A 15,955-nucleotide genomic window follows, 5' to 3' on the forward strand; every position below is an offset into this window, starting at 1 on the left:
TTCAGGGCGAGAGGAACGGCAGGAGCTCTCCGGTCTTCTGCCACATCGACGCCGGGTAGGCCTGCGCCGAGCTGAAGCCCTTGTTCGTGAAGAGGTACTCGTAGGTGGACTGGTATGACGCCTTCCAGCCGTAGCCGGGGTGGTCCGTCTCGCTCCACTCCGACTTCGGGATGCCCATCGCCTGGAGCGCGGTGCCGAGCCACTGGTTGTAGAGCAGCCCCGCCCACAGGAAGCTGCCCTCGCTGCCCGTGCTCGAGTCGCCGCTCACCTTGCGCGTGATGTTCCGGTAGTCGCAGTAGCTGCCTGTCTTCAGGGCGCCCCCCGCGCTGCCGGCGGTGACGACCGGGACGGAGAAGGAGAAGTGCGGCGTGTTGCCGTTCTCCTGGCCCCACGCGATGAGCGCGTCATCCAGCAGCGTCCCTCCCGCGCCGTTCGAGAAGCGCTCGAAGCGGGAGACGAGGTCGAGGAACACCTGCGAGAAGAAGACCTGGTTGAACTGGACCACCAGGTCCTGGTTGGCCCCGGGCACCGTCGAGGGGTGCACGACGTTGTTGTGCCAGTCCTCTCCCTGCGGCGCGCGTGGGGTGAAGGTCAGGTTCTGGTTGTTCTCGTCGATGCTCAGGGTGGCGACGCGGCAGACGCCGCAGTTCATCGCCACCGCGAGCACCTCGTTGATGAGCCGGAAGTACTCGACGTTCATCGCGGGGTCGCCCGCGAAGGCGCTGGAGTTTCGCAGCGACAGGTTGTCGGTGGTGGGGCGGGCCGGCACCTGGCAACCGGCGCTGGTGGTCTCCAGGCGGCGCTGCAGCTCGGCGACGGCGTCGATGTGCTGGTCGAGTCGCCGCTTGTCCTCGGCCGAGAGCCGACCGTTGCCGTTGCGCAGCCGCCGGTAGCTCTCCAGGACCTTGTCCACCACGGAGGGCCGGGTGGTGCCGGGGCTGCTCGTCCCGGCCAGCAGGGTGTCGAAGAGGGCGAGTGAGCTCTCCGTGCCGCCGATGGCGCTCGTGGCGACGCCGGAGGAGCGGACCCCGGGCGTGCTGTATCCCCAGCTGCCCGTCGACGTGCCCGAGCCGGCGATGGCGACGCTCCGCTTCCGGACGGAGGCGACGCTTGGATAGAACGCCGGGGAGTAGGCCATCACCTGGTCGATGGTCGCTCGGGGGGAGCCGGGCCGCTGCTTGTCGAAGTCGTAGTAGCCCAGCGGGGCGCCGAAGTTGTGACCCATGTACAGGGGGTAATCGAGCCCCCGCAGGATGTTCATCTTCGAGACGAGCGTGGGCGTGAGCACGGACGACCTCGCGGTGAGCACCCGGCTGATGGCCGCGTCACCGCTCGCGTTGGCCGTCGCGACCAGGTCTCCGCGTCGGACGTCGTGGTCCGCGTAGAACAGGCTCTGTGTCAGCGCGGCGTCCGTCGGCCACATGCTCGCGCCGAAGATGGCGCCGTGAGGGGTGCGGAAGTGCACGAAGCACTTCGGGCGCTGAGCGGCCTGGGCCTTCGCCTCGCGGGGACTCAAGAGCGAGGGGAGCAGCGGCAACGCCAGCACGGCGCCGCCCGCGCCGCGCAGGAACATGCGGCGGTCCCATCGGATGACAGGTGTGTTGCTCACTGGAAGCTCCTCTGCTTGAAGGTGGGGTGTCGGGCGATGGTCTTCAGCAGGTCGGCCATCGGCGCGCCGCTGCGCGCGACGGACTCCAGCTCCGAGAGCAGGCAGCCATCGCGAGAGGTGGACTCCACGCGAGCGTGCGCGAAGCGGAAGTAGTGCTGCGCGACGCAGGACTCGAAGAGCTGGCTCTCATCGACCATCCGCGACAGCTCCGCGGCGTTGGAGATGACCCGCTGCTCGGAGTCGTAGAGCCACACGTCCGCGGAGGTGTCCACGGCGGGCGCGGCCGTCTCCTGGCCCTGCGGGTTGAACAGCCGCTCCACGCCGCGCTCGCGTCCCAGCGCATCGAACCCCTCCAGCACGAAGCCCGGGGGATTGATGGAGTTGTTGTGGCATCCCCCGCAGCTGCCTCCGGAGGTGAGCTGGGTCACCACCTGCCGCGTCGTCATGCGGTCCGTCGGCGCGGGGGGCCTGTCGCTGGCGTTGGGCGGTGGGGCGCCGACCTGCTGGCAGAGCAGCGCGTTGCGCACCAGGTAGCCCTTGTGGATGGGACGCGTCGACGCGGTGCCCGTGGCCAGCAGCGCCGCGCGGGTGAGCAGGCCGCTGCGATTCTGGGAGGGGATGACGGGCGCTGGACCCGAGCCATCCCAGACGGGGACACCGTAGATGCCGGCCAGGAAGGGGTCGGCCGTGTAGGACCGCCGGTCGTTCAGGAAGTCGCTCACCGAGCCGCCCGACACGAGGGTGCTCCACGCGGAGAGCTGGACGTCCTCGAACATCGCGGTGCGCGTGGCGTCCGTGGGCATCTGCGCGCCGACGAAGGAGCGGTAGATGGGGTCGTTCCGGAGCGCTACCAGGGACGGCAGCTCATCCAGGCGCAGCCACTCGCTGACGAACTCGTCCAGCGAGCCGCGCAGTCGGGGGCTCTGGAGCATCCGGTCGAGCTGGGCCTCGAAGCCGCTCTCCGTCAGGAGCGAGCCATCCTCCGCCGAGGCCCAGAGCGCGTCGTCCGGAGGCGCCTGCCAGAACTGGTAGGACAGCTTCGCGGCCAGCTCGAACGCGGAGAGGGGACTCGCGGGCTGGCCGGCGGTGGTGCCGTGCTCGATCCGGTAGAGGAACCCGGGCGAGTTCAGCAGGGTGGTGATGACGTCCGCCACCGCGGCCCTGTCCACGGGCGTGGTGCCCGCGATGTCCGCGAAGACGGTGACCTCCGCGGTGGACAAGGGACGGCGCAGGACGCGGGCGCCCCAGCCTCGGAGGAAGGACTCCAGACAGGCCCGGTCGTTGGAGGTCTGGCTGTCGCTGGCGCAGTGGCCCAGCAGCGCGTCGCGGCGCGCGTCGGTGCTGGTGAGCTCCTGGGCCACGGCCTTGCCCAGGTCGTACATGACGTCGACCTGGGTCTGCTGGATGGACTGGTCCAGCCGGCTGAAGCCGCCCTTCACGTCGCCGGGCGCGGGGGTGCGCTGGTCCGTGGGGTAGCGGGCGAGGATGGGGGTGAGCTTCGTCCAGATGGCATCGGCTTCTTCCGGCAGCGCGCGGTCGACGGCGGAGCGCAGCGAGTTCATCAGCTGCTTCCGGGACAGCCGGGGCAACGGAAGCTCCGTGGGGACGGCGCTCGTGTCGCAGGAGAACTTCGCGGGTGCCGGACGGATGGCGTCGGACGGGGACGGAGGCTCGGGTTCGCCACCTCCGCCTTCACCTCCGCCGACATGGTGGTTGTTCTTCGCGGAGCCCTCACAGGCGGCCACGCCAGCGCAAAGAAGAAGGATGCTCACGGAGCGAAGGAGCGTCATGTCCCTGGCTACTCCCGAGGCCGAAAATACTTTCCTGCCCGAAGGGACACGGCCGACGGTACTCTCGCCGACACCGCATGACCGCCTTGCTCTGCGCGCTCTCCCTCGTCGTCCTGACCCAGTCCCCGGTGGTGTCTGTTTCCTTCGACCTTCGCGCGCTCCCCGAGCAGGACTATCGGCGGTGGGACGGCGTGGAGCTGGAGCGGAAGGTGGCCCTGCGGCTGATTCAGGAGGGCTTCGCGGTCGTCTCCCCACGCGGCCCGGCCCAGCTCCGGCTGCGCGCGAGCCGGACTCCCGATGGACTGTTGCTGGAGGCCGTCGGACCGCGGCAACGCGTGGAACAACGTGTGCGCGTGGGCCGGGGCTCCATCGCGGAGCTCCATCTGGAGGTCGCGCAGAAGCTCGCGGAGATGACGCGCGCGGTGCAGCCCGAGCCGGAGCCTGAGCCGTCCCCGCCCGAGCCGGTGCTCCAGCCTTCCGTGGAGGTGGCTGCTGCCCCGGTGCATTCATCCGGGTTGGACCTGGGCTTGGGGTTGGGGACGCTCTGGGGCGGACCCGGGGTTGCTCCACACCTCTTGCTCTCGGCCAGGTGGGGGCTGGGGGATCTGGGACTGGATGTGGAGACCGGGCTCGGTGTGTCCCGCGAGCCGGCGCTGAACGTGTTCGAGGTGCAGGGTGGTGCGTTCGTCAGCTATCGACACGCCGTGTCGGAGCGCCTGCGGCTGGAGCCGGCGGTGGGCGCGGGCCTCGTCGCCCATGTCTTCCGGCTCGAGGACACCTGGGTGTCGGAGCCGCGCGGTACCCAGGTCTCTCCCGCGGGCTGGGTCCGGCTGAAGCTCGGCTGGCGGTTCACCGAGCGTCTCGCCGCGGAGGTGCGCGTGGCCCTGGGGCTGCTGCGGCCCGTGACGCATGTGCGCGAGGGCGAGACACTGTGGTCACGAGGAGGGGCGAGGCTCGAAACCGGCGTGCAGCTCTCGTGGGGGCTGTAGCTTCCGGAGGAAAGTTCCTTCCGCCTCATTCGTAGGTTCGCAGGTGATGGATGTCGCGTGCTGTCCACTTCAAGGCCCTGCCTGCCCGGCCCGTGTCCTTCGACGCGCTCTACGAGGCGCACGTCGAGGACGTCTACGTGTGGGCGATGCGGTACGCGGCGGGCCGTACGGGGTGGGCCGAAGACGTCACGCATGACGTGTTCCTGAAGGCCTGGGAGCACCAGACCTGGCTGCGCGAGGAGGATGTGCGGGGCTGGCTCTTTCGCGTCACGCAGAACGTGGCGTTCTCGGCCCTGCGTCGCGAGAAGACGTTCCGACAGCGCATCGCCAGCTTCTTGTTTCCGGAGTCCTCCACACCGCCGGAGTCCACGCCGGATGCGGCCCTCGAACGCAGGGAAGCGGTGAGCAGCGCCACGGCGACGTTGGACCGCCTGCCGGGGCAGGAGCGGGTGGTGATGACCTTGAAGCTCCTGGACGACTTGAGCCAGCGCGAGATTGCCCAGCTCCTCTCGCTGTCAGAGGGCTACGTGTCGAAGTTGATCAGCCGCGCCCAGGGCCGCCTGTCGGCCTGGGGATGGAAGGTGGACGATGGCGCCCCGTGACCTCCGCGCAGAGCTGCGGCGTGAAGAAGCCCTTCGCCGCGAGCAAGGGATGCCGCCCGCGGTCCGTGCCCGATTGGACGTGCGGCTGCGGGACACACGTGAGCCCGGGCCGACCGCATGGCACAGGCGTCCGGTGTCCTGGGTGCTCGCCGCGTCGGCGGTCGCGGTGGCGGTGGCCCTCGTGGTGTTCTTCAAGGGGACTCCTGCCGCGCGCTCCGTGGGCGGGCTCGAGGTCGCTCACGTGATGAGCACCGACCTGTTGGTGCGGGAGGACTTCGAGGGTGTGGTGATTCAAAGGGGCCAGGCCGCGCTGCTGGACGTGTCCCGCGGCATCACGCTCCGGAACCAGGGGGCGCTCGTTGTTCGTCGGGAGCCCACTGGGGTGCGGCTGGTCCGGGGGCGTGCGGAGTTCTCGGTGAATCATCGGCCGACAGATGCGCTCCCAGCGGTCGTGCTCGTGTCGGGCGGCGCCATCGAGGTCATGGGCACTCGCTTCACGGTGGATGAGCGAGGAGGGAGCGGCACCGTGACCTTGCATGAAGGGTCCATCGCCTTCCGACGGCTCGGTGGCGAGGTGGTCCCCGTGAAGCCAGGGCAGACGTTGGCGTGGCCGGTGGTCGACCCGAACAAGCCAGCCCTCCCTCCCGAGACGAGGCCACCTCCCACGCTGGCGCCGCCGCCGGCGCCGAAGGTCGTTCCCTCTCGTCCTCCCGCGACGTCGGTGCGTGCTCCGAGCGTGGACGAGGTCCTGCGAGAGCTGGAGGTCCTTCGCGGTCGCCACGAGTTCGAGCAAGCGGCGCGGTACCTCGAGGAGTCGATGCGCAAGCAGCCGGCGGCGACGCGCGAGCGCCTCAGCTTCGAGCTGGGATCGTTGTTGACGTACCAGCTGCAGGACGCGCAGCGGGCCTGTGCTCACTGGGCCCGGCATGAAGAGCAGTTCCGGCGCGGACGCTACGCGGAGGCCGTCCAACGTGCGCGTGGGACGCTGTCCTGCGAGGGGCGGGAGCGATGAGTCGCCGGAGCCTGCTGTGTCTGGCCGTCGCGCTGACCGCCTGCGGTGAGGTCGTCATCGACCATGCTCCGGCCTCCAACCTGCTCGACGCCGAGACCGCTTCCCTGGAGACAGGGCTGGGCGTGTGGACCGCGTGGTACGGCGTCACCGCTTCGAGAGCATCCACCGACGCGAGAGTAGGTGCGGCGGTCCTGCGCGTGGAGGTGACAGAGCCGTATGGCTGGGGTGTTCACCTGGACAACTGGCCGGGGTTCGCCGCGGCGCCGGGGGCACACCGGGCTTCCTTCTGGGCGCGGGGGACCACGGCACGCTCGGTCGTCGCGCGGATGAAGGTCAGCTGGCGTGACTCGGACGGCGAGGAGCTGCAGGCGCAGACGCTCACCAGCCCGGTGCTCTCCGGGCAGTGGGCGCGGACCGCGCTCGAGCTGACGGCTCCGGAGGGAACGGCGCGGGTGTCCGTGGAGGTGACGGGCGACGAAGGGACCGTGGGCGATGTCATCGAGCTGGATGCCCTGGTCGTCCAGGCATCGAGCGCCCCCTGACGTGCCTCAGGCGTCGCGGCCCTCCAGCTCATCGAGGGCGTTCCGTGCGCTGGATGAGACGCTGCCCCACGGCGTGGCGGCATGGTCTCTCAGCGAGACCTCGCGCAGAGGCTCGATGGCCTTTCCATCACCCTGTTGTCCGAGCGAGTAGGCCGCCGAGTAGCGCACCTTCGCGGACGCGTCCCGCAGCTGGTCGATGAGGACCTCCACGATGCCCTCATGTCTGAAGTGGGCCAGGGCCTCCGCGGCGTCCGCCCTCAGCTCTTCGTCTTCGCTCGGGTCCAGCAGGAGCTTCATCACGTGGGGCGCGGCCCGCGGTGGACTGAAGATGCCCAACGCGTGGAGCGCGGCCCGCCGGACGGATGGGGAGGCATCCTGCTCCATCGCCTTGAGCAGGACCTCGATGGAGGTGTCGTGCGCGATGAGCCCCAGTCCCACCGCCGCCTCCTCCCGGAGCTTGTCCGAGGACTCGGACATGAGCGGTTCGAGCAGTGTCTGCGCCCCGTCGAGCTCCAGCCGCGGAATCAACCAACAGATGTCCGCGCGAAGCTCGGGGTCGAGGCTCGGGTCCCCCAGCATCCTGACGAGCTGCTGCTCCGATGTCCCTCCCGCGCTGACGACGGAGGCCACGAGCGCCTCGGTCTGGGCCCGTCCATCGACGAGGGTTCCCTGGACGATGGCGTCCAACTTCTTCGCGAGCTTGCGGTCGGGTTTCATCGCTTCGAACACCTGCAAGCAAGGTGCTTGGGGCGGCAGCCACGCGGCATCATCGCATTGAAGGCATGCTTGGCGGCGAGGCACGCTGCATCCTCGCTGGCGGCGCTCACGGGAGGGCCGTCGACGTAGGTGCCATCGTAGGGACACTTGTGCTCAGGCAATGCGCTGGGGATCTGCAAGACGGCGCTGTGGCCGTAGCAGGTCCATTTCCCTCCCGAGCCCTTGTCCTTCTTCTTCTTCGAGTCCTTGCCTGCCTGTTCCGCCTGGGCGGCCTCCTTGGCCTCCTTCTTCTCGGCCTGGGCGGCGGCCTCCTTGCCGACGGCCTTCTCCGTCTTGGCCGCGCCTTGCGAGGCCTCCACGGCGGCCTTCTCCGCCTGGCTCGCGGCCTTGACCTCCTTCAGGCCCTTGGCGATGCCTTCCTCGCCGAGCCGGAAGGCCGCCTTCTCGGAGACCTTGATGGCCCCCTTGCCCGCGATGGCCCCGAGCTTCACGCCATCTCCCCAGGCGGGCACCATGGCCACCGCCGAGAGACCCGCGTTGGCCCAGTCGCCCTCCAACGCATAGATGCCAGCGTTCACCCCATCGGGAATGGCTCCCAGGACTGGGATGAACCCCGCGAGGTCCAATGCGCCATGCACGATGTCCATGGCCGACAGCGACTTGTGGCGTGTGCAGCCGGAAGAGTCCTCCGAGACTGCTTCGTCGAAGACCATCAGGTCCCCTTCGAGGCAGCAGTGGGGATGGTCGAAGTTGCGCCAGACCGTCAGGTAATACGTTCCGGACGAGAGGTTGCCGAAGGTGAAGGTCCTGGGGCCCCCGGTGGTGGCCTCGCAGGTGCCAATCTCCTGGTCGAACCCCCAGTCCACCGAGCGGGTCAACGTGACGTGGTAATCGAAGTCCCGGCAGTTGGGGACGCCCCGGTCCACGGCCTGAGGGAGCAGCACGACGCGCAGGCCGCCGTTCGTGACCTCGAACTTCCGCGATTCGAGGACCCGGTGACACACCTGCACCGTGCTCTCGAAGCCCTTCTTCATGAGCGTGTTGGAGGCGCCCCCGGCGGAGACCCGAGGCGTGTCCTGGTGGCTGCCGGAGCGCATCCCCCTCGCGCCGGACTGCTGCACCACATGCGTCAGCTCATGGGCAAGCAGGCACCGCCCTTCGTGGGTTCCCGGCGCGAACTGCCCCCGGCCGAAGACCACGTCGTGGCCGACGGTATAGGCATGGGCATTCAGGCTCCGGGCGGACTGCGCGGCCCGGGTGTCCGTGTGCAGGCGCACGGAGGAGAAGTCGTGCCCGAAGCGCGGCTCGAAGAAGGCCCGGGTCTGCGCATCGAGCGGCTGGCCTGGCGAGCGCAGCACGTCGCTCACCGTGTCACGTGACCAGCTCGAGGGCCGGGACCCGGCGGCCATCGTCTGGATTGTGTCCTCCTCCTCGCAGGAGGTGCATTTGCGGCTGAGCTGCAGCGGGGAGGTGCCGACAGGACCGACACGCTCGGGCATGCGCAGCACCTGGTCGGCGACGCGGTCCGCCTCGCGCTCCAGCGGGCCCTGCGCCTCTCCGATGGAGAGCTTCGTTTGGGGCGCGGTGGGTGGGAAGAGCGGGATGTCGCCGATGCTCCATGACCCCAGGGGCGCGCTGGCCACATGCTCGGCGTCATTCCCCACGAGGCCCTTGCCGACCCTCGCCATGGGCCGGGGGGCACTGGACCGGACCGGGTCCTGGGCCTTCCTGGTGTGCATTCGCATCGCGTGCCTCCCGAGCTCGGGTGCCTCCGATGGAACAACGCCGTCAGGCCGAAAGGTTGAGCGAGATTCGACGAGAGGGCAAGGGACCGGCGGAGGCGCTGGCGCGTCCCGCCGGTCCCACGTGCCGGATTAGAACAGGTCGTGTGCGGGCCAGGCGTTGACGCCGTTCACCACGCTCCACATGAGGCTGTCGAGGTTGATGTCGGGCACGCCCGAGCTGGTGCTGTTGTCGGAGTTGGTCATGACCGACCAGGTGAACTCCTCGGTGCGGCTGGGGCCGTAGCGGTCATCGGTCCGCACCAACAAGGCCTGGGTGCCCGGGACGTAGCCGCCGTGCCACCAGTTGGGGATGCTGTTCACCGACCAGCCCTTGGCGTAGTTGACGGCGTTGCCCGCGGTGTCCGGCGCCGTCGTGCGCGTGGTCATCGTGGTGGTCGAACCCGCGCTCAGCAGGTCCGGCACGGTGGAGAACCCATCCGCGCGCACGGAGACGCGCAGCAGGTCGATGGGCGTGACGACCCAGCCGCCGTGCGCGTCCATGCGGCGCACCGGCATGCCGTACGGGTTGGCCGCCCCCGCGCCGAGCTGGTAGTAGGCGACCTCGTTGGACAGCCGCGCGGCCAGGGTGTCGCCGCCCACCGCGAAGCTGGTGGCGCCGCTGGGCGTGAACACGCGGCTCTGCATGTAGGCGTCGTAGGTCATCCCCGTGACGCGCTCGATGATGCGACCCAGGACGCTGTAGCCGAAGTTCGAATACTGGTACCGCGTCCCCGGCGCGAACTCGAGCGGCACGTTCTGCAGGACCCACTGGATGAGCTGCGCGTGGTTCATGGCCGTGTTCATGAACATCGGGTCGCCCGTGCCGTCGCCGCCGTCGTTGTCCCAGGCGCCCGCGGTGTGCTCCAGCAGGTGCTGGACCGTGATGTTCAGGACGCGGCTGTCGGCGTAGGTGCCCTGCGCGCCGTAGAGCTCACCGAGCAGTGCGCCCCGGCCGAAGACGCGGTCCGTCAGTTGAATCTGGCCGCTCTCGATGAGCCGCATGATGCCGATGGCCGTCATCGGCTTGGAGACGCTGGCGACGCGGAAGCGGTGGGAGCTGTGGACCGGGGTGTTGTTGCTCCGGTCGGCCAGGCCATAGCCCTTGGCGAACACCAGGCGCCCGCGGCGGGTGATGGCCAGCGACAGGCCGACGGTGTTCGTGGCGTTCATCGCCTGCTGGACGGTGGTGTCGATGTGCTGCAGGTCCGCGGCGCTGAACGTCAGGTTCTGCCAGAGCAGCGAGAACTCGGGCGCGCTCCCGTTGTTGTGCGCCGCCACCACGACGGGGCGGTACCCCTGGTTCTTGAGGTCCGTCGCGGCCTGCTGATACGCGGCCGAGGTGAGCCCGTGGCGCGCGGCCATCGGAATCCCCGAGGACGCGTGGAAGATGGCCGCGTACCGGTCCGTGCCGCCCACGTTGTAGCTGCTGACCTTCGCGAGCTGGTAGCCCTGGGACGCATTGGTATTGAAGGTGGACTGGTACTGGGCCGCGGTCATCCCGTGGTGGGCTCGCCAGGCCGGCCCGGCCGACTGCTCCCAGATGGCCGCGTAGCGCTCCGCGCCACCGGACGTGTAGCCACTGACGTGCACGGGACGGTAGCCCTGGCCCGTCCAGGTGTTGAACTCCGTCTGGTACTGGGCCGCGGTCATGTCATGGCGGGCCACCCACGGGGCGCCATTGTCCGCGTGGAAGATGACCGCGAAGTAGGCGACGCCTCCGACGCTGTAGCCGTTGACCATCACCGGGCGGTAGCCCTGCGCGTTCTGGTTGACGACGGCCGTCTGGTACTGCGCGGAGGTCAGCCCGTGTGAGGCCCGCCAGGCGGGCCCGCTCGTGTCCTCGAAGATGGCGGCATAGCGGGCACTGCCCCCGTCCTCGTAACCGCTGACATAGGAGAGGCGATAGCCTTGCCCCGTCCAGGTGTTGAACTCCGTCTGATATTGGGCGGCGGTGAGGTTGTGGCGGGCGACCCAGGGGTCATAGGGACCAACCAGGGCCTGCTGGGACGTGGACTCGGGCGTGGACTCCGGAGCGGCGGGCGCCTCCTGCTCGGGCACCCCGCATCCCACCAGGGACGCCATCAGCACTGACAGGGCTGTCAGCAGCGGCTTCATTCCAAAGGCTTTCATGTGCGTGGACTCCTGCTTGACGGTGTGGCTGCCAGCCAGGAACGAAGCCCGCGCCCGATTCACCTCAGGTGCGGAAGGTCGAAGCCGCCTCCCTCGCGCCGAGTGTTGGGTTTGCAAGCGTTTCGGCAGATGGGCCTACATCCCGTGCCCGCGCCACGAAATCTCGGTGCCTCGGGCACTGCAATTTCGGTGGAACGCTATTATCCATCGCCTCATGGCGGATGAACTGTCGGGCCGAGTCGAGGGCGTGAAGGACGCGCGGGACCTGGTGGAGCTGGCGACCACCGAGGACTCGGTGGAGGAGCTGCTGCGTCGCGGGCTCGACTGGCTGACGCGCGTGGTGCGCTTCGACCTGGCGACCCTGTTCCTCCTGCGGGACGGCAAGCTCGTCTCCGTGGCCGCGCGCGGCCCGCTCGCCAACGCCAAGGTGCGCCACCACGCCCTGCCGCTCTCGGAGTTCCCCTCCCTGCGCCAGGCCCTGGAGACCCGCCGCGCCCGCGCCTTCACCGAGGAGGACCACTCCCACGGCGACGGAGACCCGTTCGACGGCGTCCTCGACCTGCCTCCGGGCCACGCCTGCATGGTCGTCCCCCTGTGTGCGGGCGAGCGCTCCTACGGCGTCCTCACGCTCGACCGCGCCGAGTGTGAGACCTACCCGCAGCCCGTGGTGGACCTGGTCGAGGTCTACGGTCAGATGCTCGCCACCGCCCTCCAGGCCGCCGAGCAGCGCGCCACCTTCGAGCGCCTCCACCGCCAGGACCACGAGCACGCCAAGCTCCTGGAGGCCCAGCTCGGCGGCGAGTCCGAGGGCATCCTGGAGACCTCCCTCAGCACCGTCATGCGCGACCTCGCCCGGCGCGCCCGGCAGGTGGCCGAGACGGACACCCCCGTCCTCATCACCGGCGAGACGGGCACCGGCAAGGAGCGCCTCGCGCGCGCCATCCACCGCTGGAGCTCCCGCGCGGACGAGCCCTTCGTCACCCTCAACTGCGCCGCCATCCCCGCGGGCCTGCTGGAGAGCGAGCTCTTCGGCCACGTGAAGGGCGCCTTCACCGGCGCCACCAAGGACCGCGCGGGCCGCTTCCAGATGGCCCACGGCGGCACGCTCCTGCTCGACGAGGTGGGCGAGCTGCCCGTCGAGCTCCAGGCCAAGCTCCTGCGCGCCCTCCAGGAGAAGGCCTTCGAGCCCGTGGGCAGCGACAAGACCGTGCGCGCGGACGTGCGCATCCTCGCCGCCACCCACGTGGACCTGCAGCGCGCCATCGCCGAGAAGCGCTTCCGCGAGGACCTCTACTACCGACTGAGCGTCTTCCCCCTGCGCCTGCCGCCCTTGCGTGAGCGGCGCGAGGACCTGCCGCAGCTGTGCGCGTTCCTCCTCGAGGAGCAGGCCCGGCGCACCGGACGTCGCGGCATGCGCGTGTCCCCCGCGGGGCTCGCCCGGCTCGCGTCCTACGAGTGGCCCGGCAACCTGCGCGAGCTGGCCAACGCCCTGGAGCGCGCCACCATCCTCGCGACCGGCACGGAGCTGGGGCCCTCGTCCTTCGACATCACCTCGCACGCGGGCGCCACCAGCAGCGCGCCGCAGCTCGAGGCCTCCGCGGTCCCCGGCGGGGTGGACGCGACGATGAAGCCCGGCTCCGTGCTGACGCTGGCGGCGGTCCAGCGAGAGCACATCCTGCACGTGCTCTCCCTCACCCGGGGCCGCGTCTATGGAGCCGGTGGCGCCGCGGCGCTGCTCGGCCTCAAGCCCTCCACGCTCCAGAGCCGGATGAAGAAGCTCGGCATCGCCCGGCAGGAGCAGTTCGTGGTGGACGAGGTCTGACGGCTCAGCCGCCGCGCGGCTGCGTGGCCGGCAGCGGGTACGTGGTGCCCGTCTTGCCGAACGGCGCGTCGAACAGGTGCGGGTCCGACTGGCGCGTGCGGAACAGGTCGATGATGTAGTCCATCCGCTGGTCCAGCTTGCTCCAGTCCTTGGCCGCGGTGCCCTTGAGGCTGTCGGGGCTGGAGTCCAGCTTGCCCAGCAGCGCGCGCAGCTCCGGGTTCTCGATGGAGCGCAGGTGCGGCGGGAAGAGCGTCGACTCCATGCCCGCGGGCGGCGGCAGATCGTTGCCCAGCTTCAGCGCGCCACCCGGCACCGCCAGCTTCATCATGTGCTCGGTGGCGAGCCGACGGAACACGGTCGCCGTCGCGTCCACCACGGGGCCGAGCGCCGCGTCCACCAGGCCCGTCTTCAGCGCGGCCTGGCCCGCGAGCCTCGCCGGGAAGGGCAGCCCGTTGATGCCCGACTCGATGCTCTGCTTGAGCACGTTGCGGAAGGTGTCGTGCACCGGCGAGTTGAGCGCCTTCTCCACGAAGCCCTGCAGCTGCGTCTGCTCGTGCAGGCCAATCTTGTCGTTGGCCAGCAGCATCAGCTCCGCCTTCTTGTTCGGGTCCTTCTCGAACATGGCCTTCGTGTAGTGCGCGAAGGCCTCCTTCAGCACCGGCTTGTCCTTCGCGAAGCCGTCCAGGTACTTCTGCGCCTTCGCCGCGTCGTACGACGTGTCGCCCTGGAAGGTCTCGATGAAGCGGGCGAACTCCTGGCCCACCTCGTTGAAGACGAACTGGTTGCCCTCGGCGATGGAGCCGCTGACGTTGTCGAGCGCCTCCTTGCCCGCCGCGGCGATGTCACCCAGCGGCAGCGCGGGCAGGCCCACCTTGCGCAGCACGTCGTCCACCTTCTTCAGCGGACCGGCCAAGTCCCCGGCCTTCTGCAGCGCGTCCGTGAGGAACCTGGGCATGTCCTCGTTGCGGATGCTCACGCCCGCCTGCTTCGAGGCCCAGGTCGCGAAGGTGGACCAGTTGGCGTTCTCCTTGCCCAGCATCTGCCCCAGCGCGTTGGACAGGTCCGAGTAGCCCTGGGTGATGGCGTAGTTGCGCGCCACCGGGTCCTGGATGGAGGAGATGGCCTTCACGTCCGCCACGCTGGGGTAGCTGCCCGGGGCCACCTGCGTGCCCTGGGGCGCGACGGGCGGGGTCAGCGCCACCACCGGCTTCTGGGGCGTGCCCACGTCGAAGCGGGACACGTCGCGGGAGTCACCGCGCGCCACCGGAGCCTGCGGCTTCACCTCGTTGCGAGGCGGGGGCGCTGCGGGGGTCTCGAGCGGACGGGGCTGGACGCGGGGGCCGGAGATGGGGGTCTTCATGATGTGGAGGAAGTATCGCTCCGAGGAGGGCGGAAGTTGCGCGGCTGTCAGGGCTGGCCCGGCCCCTGCGGAAGTCCTTGAAACGACAGGGAATGTTGTGCATGTGAGCGGTTCGTCCCATGCCGCGCCACCGCCTCTGTTCCCTCTGGGCCCCCCTTCGTGGGCGCGTCCTGTCCTGCCTCGCCTGGGGATTGCTGGTGCTCGTGGGGCTCGGCTGTGGCCGCCAGGACGCTCCCGCCGACCGGAGCAACTGGACGGGGAAGACGCTGCGCATCGGCACGGACGCGACCTACCCGCCGTTCGAGTCCGTGAAGGACGGCGAGCTGGTGGGCTTCGACATCGAGCTGGGCGCGCTCGTCGCCGAGGAGCTCGGCGCGAAGGTGGCGTGGACGAACACGTCCTTTGACGGCGTGTTCCCCGCGCTGATGGCCGGCAAGTTCGACCTGGTGATTTCGGCGGTGACCATCACGCCCGAGCGCCAGCAGCGGCTGGGCTTCTCCACGCCGTACTACACGGCGGGCCAGCTGGTGGTGGTGCGCCAGGGCGACACGTCCGTCACCGGCATCGAGACGCTGCGAGGCAAGACGGCGGGCATCCAAATCAACACGAGCGCCTCGCTGGTGCTGGAGAAGTACCCGGACATCCAGGTGCGGCAGTATCCGAGCATCGACCTGGCGCTCCAGGACCTGCGCAACGGCAACCTCGCGGGCGTGGTGGGGGACGGGCCGACGCTGCGCTACTTCCTCGCCCACGGCTTCGAGGGCCTCCGCGCCGCGGGCGGGCTGCTCACCGAGGAGCACTACGGCATCGCGCTGCGGCCGGATGACACCGCGCTGCGCGAGGCGGTGGACGGCGCGCTCCAGCGGCTGCGCGACAACGGGAGGTTCGCCGCGCTGGAGGAGCGCTACTTCGGCGAGGCGGCGCAGAAGGCCCAGGCCGCGCGAGCGGAGGTGCCCTGGGGCAAGGTGGCGTGGCGGCTGGCGCGGGGGCTGGGGCTGACGCTGGGGCTCACGCTGCTGGCGCTCGTGTCCGGGCTGCCCCTGGGGCTGGCGGTGGCGCTGGGGCGGCGTGTGCGCTTCAAGCCGCTGTCGTGGCTGTGCGCGGCCTACGTCGAGGGGCTTCGTGGAACGCCGCTGCTGGTGCAAATCATCTTCATCTACTACGCGCTGCCGCAGCTGCTCGGCGTGGACCTGGCGCCGATGCTGGCGGCGGTGCTGGCGCTGACGCTCAACAGCGCGGCCTATGTCGCCGAAATCTTCCGGGCGGGCATCGCCTCGGTGGACCCGGGGCAGGAGGAGGCGGCGCGGGCGCTGGGCCTGAGCCGCGCGCAGGTCATGCGCCACGTCATCCTGCCGCAGGCGGTGCGCAACGTGCTGCCGCCGCTGACCAACGAGGGCATCGCCCTGCTCAAGGACTCCTCGCTGGTGTCCATCATCGGCATGGCGGAGCTGACGCGGGCGGGGCAGGAGCTGGCGAGCCAGCTGGCCGCGCCGCTCGCCGTCTGGCCGCTGGTGGCGCTGTTCTATCTCATGGCCACGCTGCCGCTGACGCGGCTGGCCTCGGCGCTGGAGAAGCGCCTCCACCGTCAGGCGTGAGGA

The 15,955-nt window shown here is 69.8% G+C and carries 12 protein-coding genes; 6 read left to right on the forward strand and 6 right to left on the reverse strand.

Translation table 11 applies throughout. The annotated features are described in order from the left end of the window. Position 1: 1 nt before the first annotated feature. Together K8625_RS28990 and K8625_RS28995 are read right to left on the reverse strand one after the other, a co-directional pair. Entirely contained in the window at positions 2 to 1,609 is a 1,608-nt protein-coding gene (locus tag K8625_RS28990; RefSeq protein ID WP_223784514.1) for a DUF1552 domain-containing protein, read from the reverse strand. After that, the gene (locus K8625_RS28995; protein WP_223784515.1) at positions 1,606 to 3,399 is read right to left on the reverse strand and encodes a DUF1592 domain-containing protein; all 1,794 of its coding nucleotides are present in this window, start codon (positions 3,397 to 3,399) and stop codon (positions 1,606 to 1,608) included. The genes K8625_RS28990 and K8625_RS28995 overlap by 4 nt, the downstream gene beginning before the upstream one ends. Before the next feature lie 77 nt (positions 3,400 to 3,476). Here K8625_RS28995 and K8625_RS29000 point away from each other — a divergent pair, with 77 nt between their 5' ends. The 4 genes from K8625_RS29000 to K8625_RS29015 all read left to right on the forward strand — a co-directional run bounded on the left by K8625_RS29000 (position 3,477) and on the right by K8625_RS29015 (position 6,544). Further along, positions 3,477 to 4,388 carry a hypothetical protein gene (locus K8625_RS29000; protein WP_223784516.1) on the forward strand — a complete coding sequence of 304 codons (912 nt, stop codon included), beginning with the start codon at positions 3,477 to 3,479 and terminating at the stop codon, positions 4,386 to 4,388. A gap of 50 nt (positions 4,389 to 4,438) precedes the next feature. After that, on the forward strand, positions 4,439 to 4,990 hold the full coding sequence (locus tag K8625_RS29005; protein WP_223747870.1) for an RNA polymerase sigma factor: 552 nt from the start codon (positions 4,439 to 4,441) through the stop codon (positions 4,988 to 4,990). A gap of 133 nt (positions 4,991 to 5,123) precedes the next feature. Continuing rightward, entirely contained in the window at positions 5,124 to 6,002 is an 879-nt protein-coding gene (locus tag K8625_RS29010) for a FecR domain-containing protein (protein WP_223784517.1), read from the forward strand. Further along, a complete protein-coding gene (locus tag K8625_RS29015) occupies positions 5,999 to 6,544 on the forward strand; it encodes a hypothetical protein (protein WP_223784518.1) in 546 nt (181 codons plus the stop codon). Before K8625_RS29010 ends, K8625_RS29015 begins: the two co-directional genes overlap by 4 nt. 6 nt (positions 6,545 to 6,550) lie before the next feature. Here K8625_RS29015 and K8625_RS29020 read toward each other — a convergent pair whose 3' ends face one another. From K8625_RS29020 to K8625_RS29030, 3 genes are all read right to left on the reverse strand, one after another. Continuing rightward, entirely contained in the window at positions 6,551 to 7,261 is a 711-nt protein-coding gene (locus tag K8625_RS29020) for a HEAT repeat domain-containing protein (protein ID WP_223784519.1), read from the reverse strand. Next, positions 7,258 to 9,006 (reverse strand): DUF4157 domain-containing protein, encoded by a 1,749-nt coding sequence (locus K8625_RS29025; protein ID WP_223784520.1) that lies wholly within the window; start codon positions 9,004 to 9,006, stop codon positions 7,258 to 7,260. Before K8625_RS29025 ends, K8625_RS29020 begins: the two co-directional genes overlap by 4 nt. A 129-nt stretch (positions 9,007 to 9,135) precedes the next feature. Next, the gene (locus K8625_RS29030) at positions 9,136 to 11,175 is read right to left on the reverse strand and encodes a serine hydrolase (protein WP_223784521.1); all 2,040 of its coding nucleotides are present in this window, start codon (positions 11,173 to 11,175) and stop codon (positions 9,136 to 9,138) included. A gap of 214 nt (positions 11,176 to 11,389) precedes the next feature. On the opposite strand from K8625_RS29030, the gene K8625_RS29035 reads away from it, so the two are divergent. Continuing rightward, positions 11,390 to 12,997 (forward strand): sigma 54-interacting transcriptional regulator, encoded by a 1,608-nt coding sequence (locus K8625_RS29035; protein ID WP_223747876.1) that lies wholly within the window; start codon positions 11,390 to 11,392, stop codon positions 12,995 to 12,997. A 4-nt stretch (positions 12,998 to 13,001) separates the two neighbouring features. Here K8625_RS29035 and K8625_RS29040 read toward each other — a convergent pair whose 3' ends face one another. After that, the gene (locus tag K8625_RS29040; RefSeq protein WP_223747877.1) at positions 13,002 to 14,357 is read right to left on the reverse strand and encodes a hypothetical protein; all 1,356 of its coding nucleotides are present in this window, start codon (positions 14,355 to 14,357) and stop codon (positions 13,002 to 13,004) included. Between the two features lie 119 nt (positions 14,358 to 14,476). Here K8625_RS29040 and K8625_RS29045 point away from each other — a divergent pair, with 119 nt between their 5' ends. Further along, the gene (locus K8625_RS29045; protein ID WP_223784522.1) at positions 14,477 to 15,952 is read left to right on the forward strand and encodes an ABC transporter permease subunit; all 1,476 of its coding nucleotides are present in this window, start codon (positions 14,477 to 14,479) and stop codon (positions 15,950 to 15,952) included. Positions 15,953 to 15,955 lie beyond the last annotated feature (3 nt).

This window comes from Myxococcus sp. AS-1-15, from assembly GCF_020037055.1.
Classification (GTDB): Bacteria; Myxococcota; Myxococcia; order Myxococcales; family Myxococcaceae; genus Myxococcus; species Myxococcus fulvus.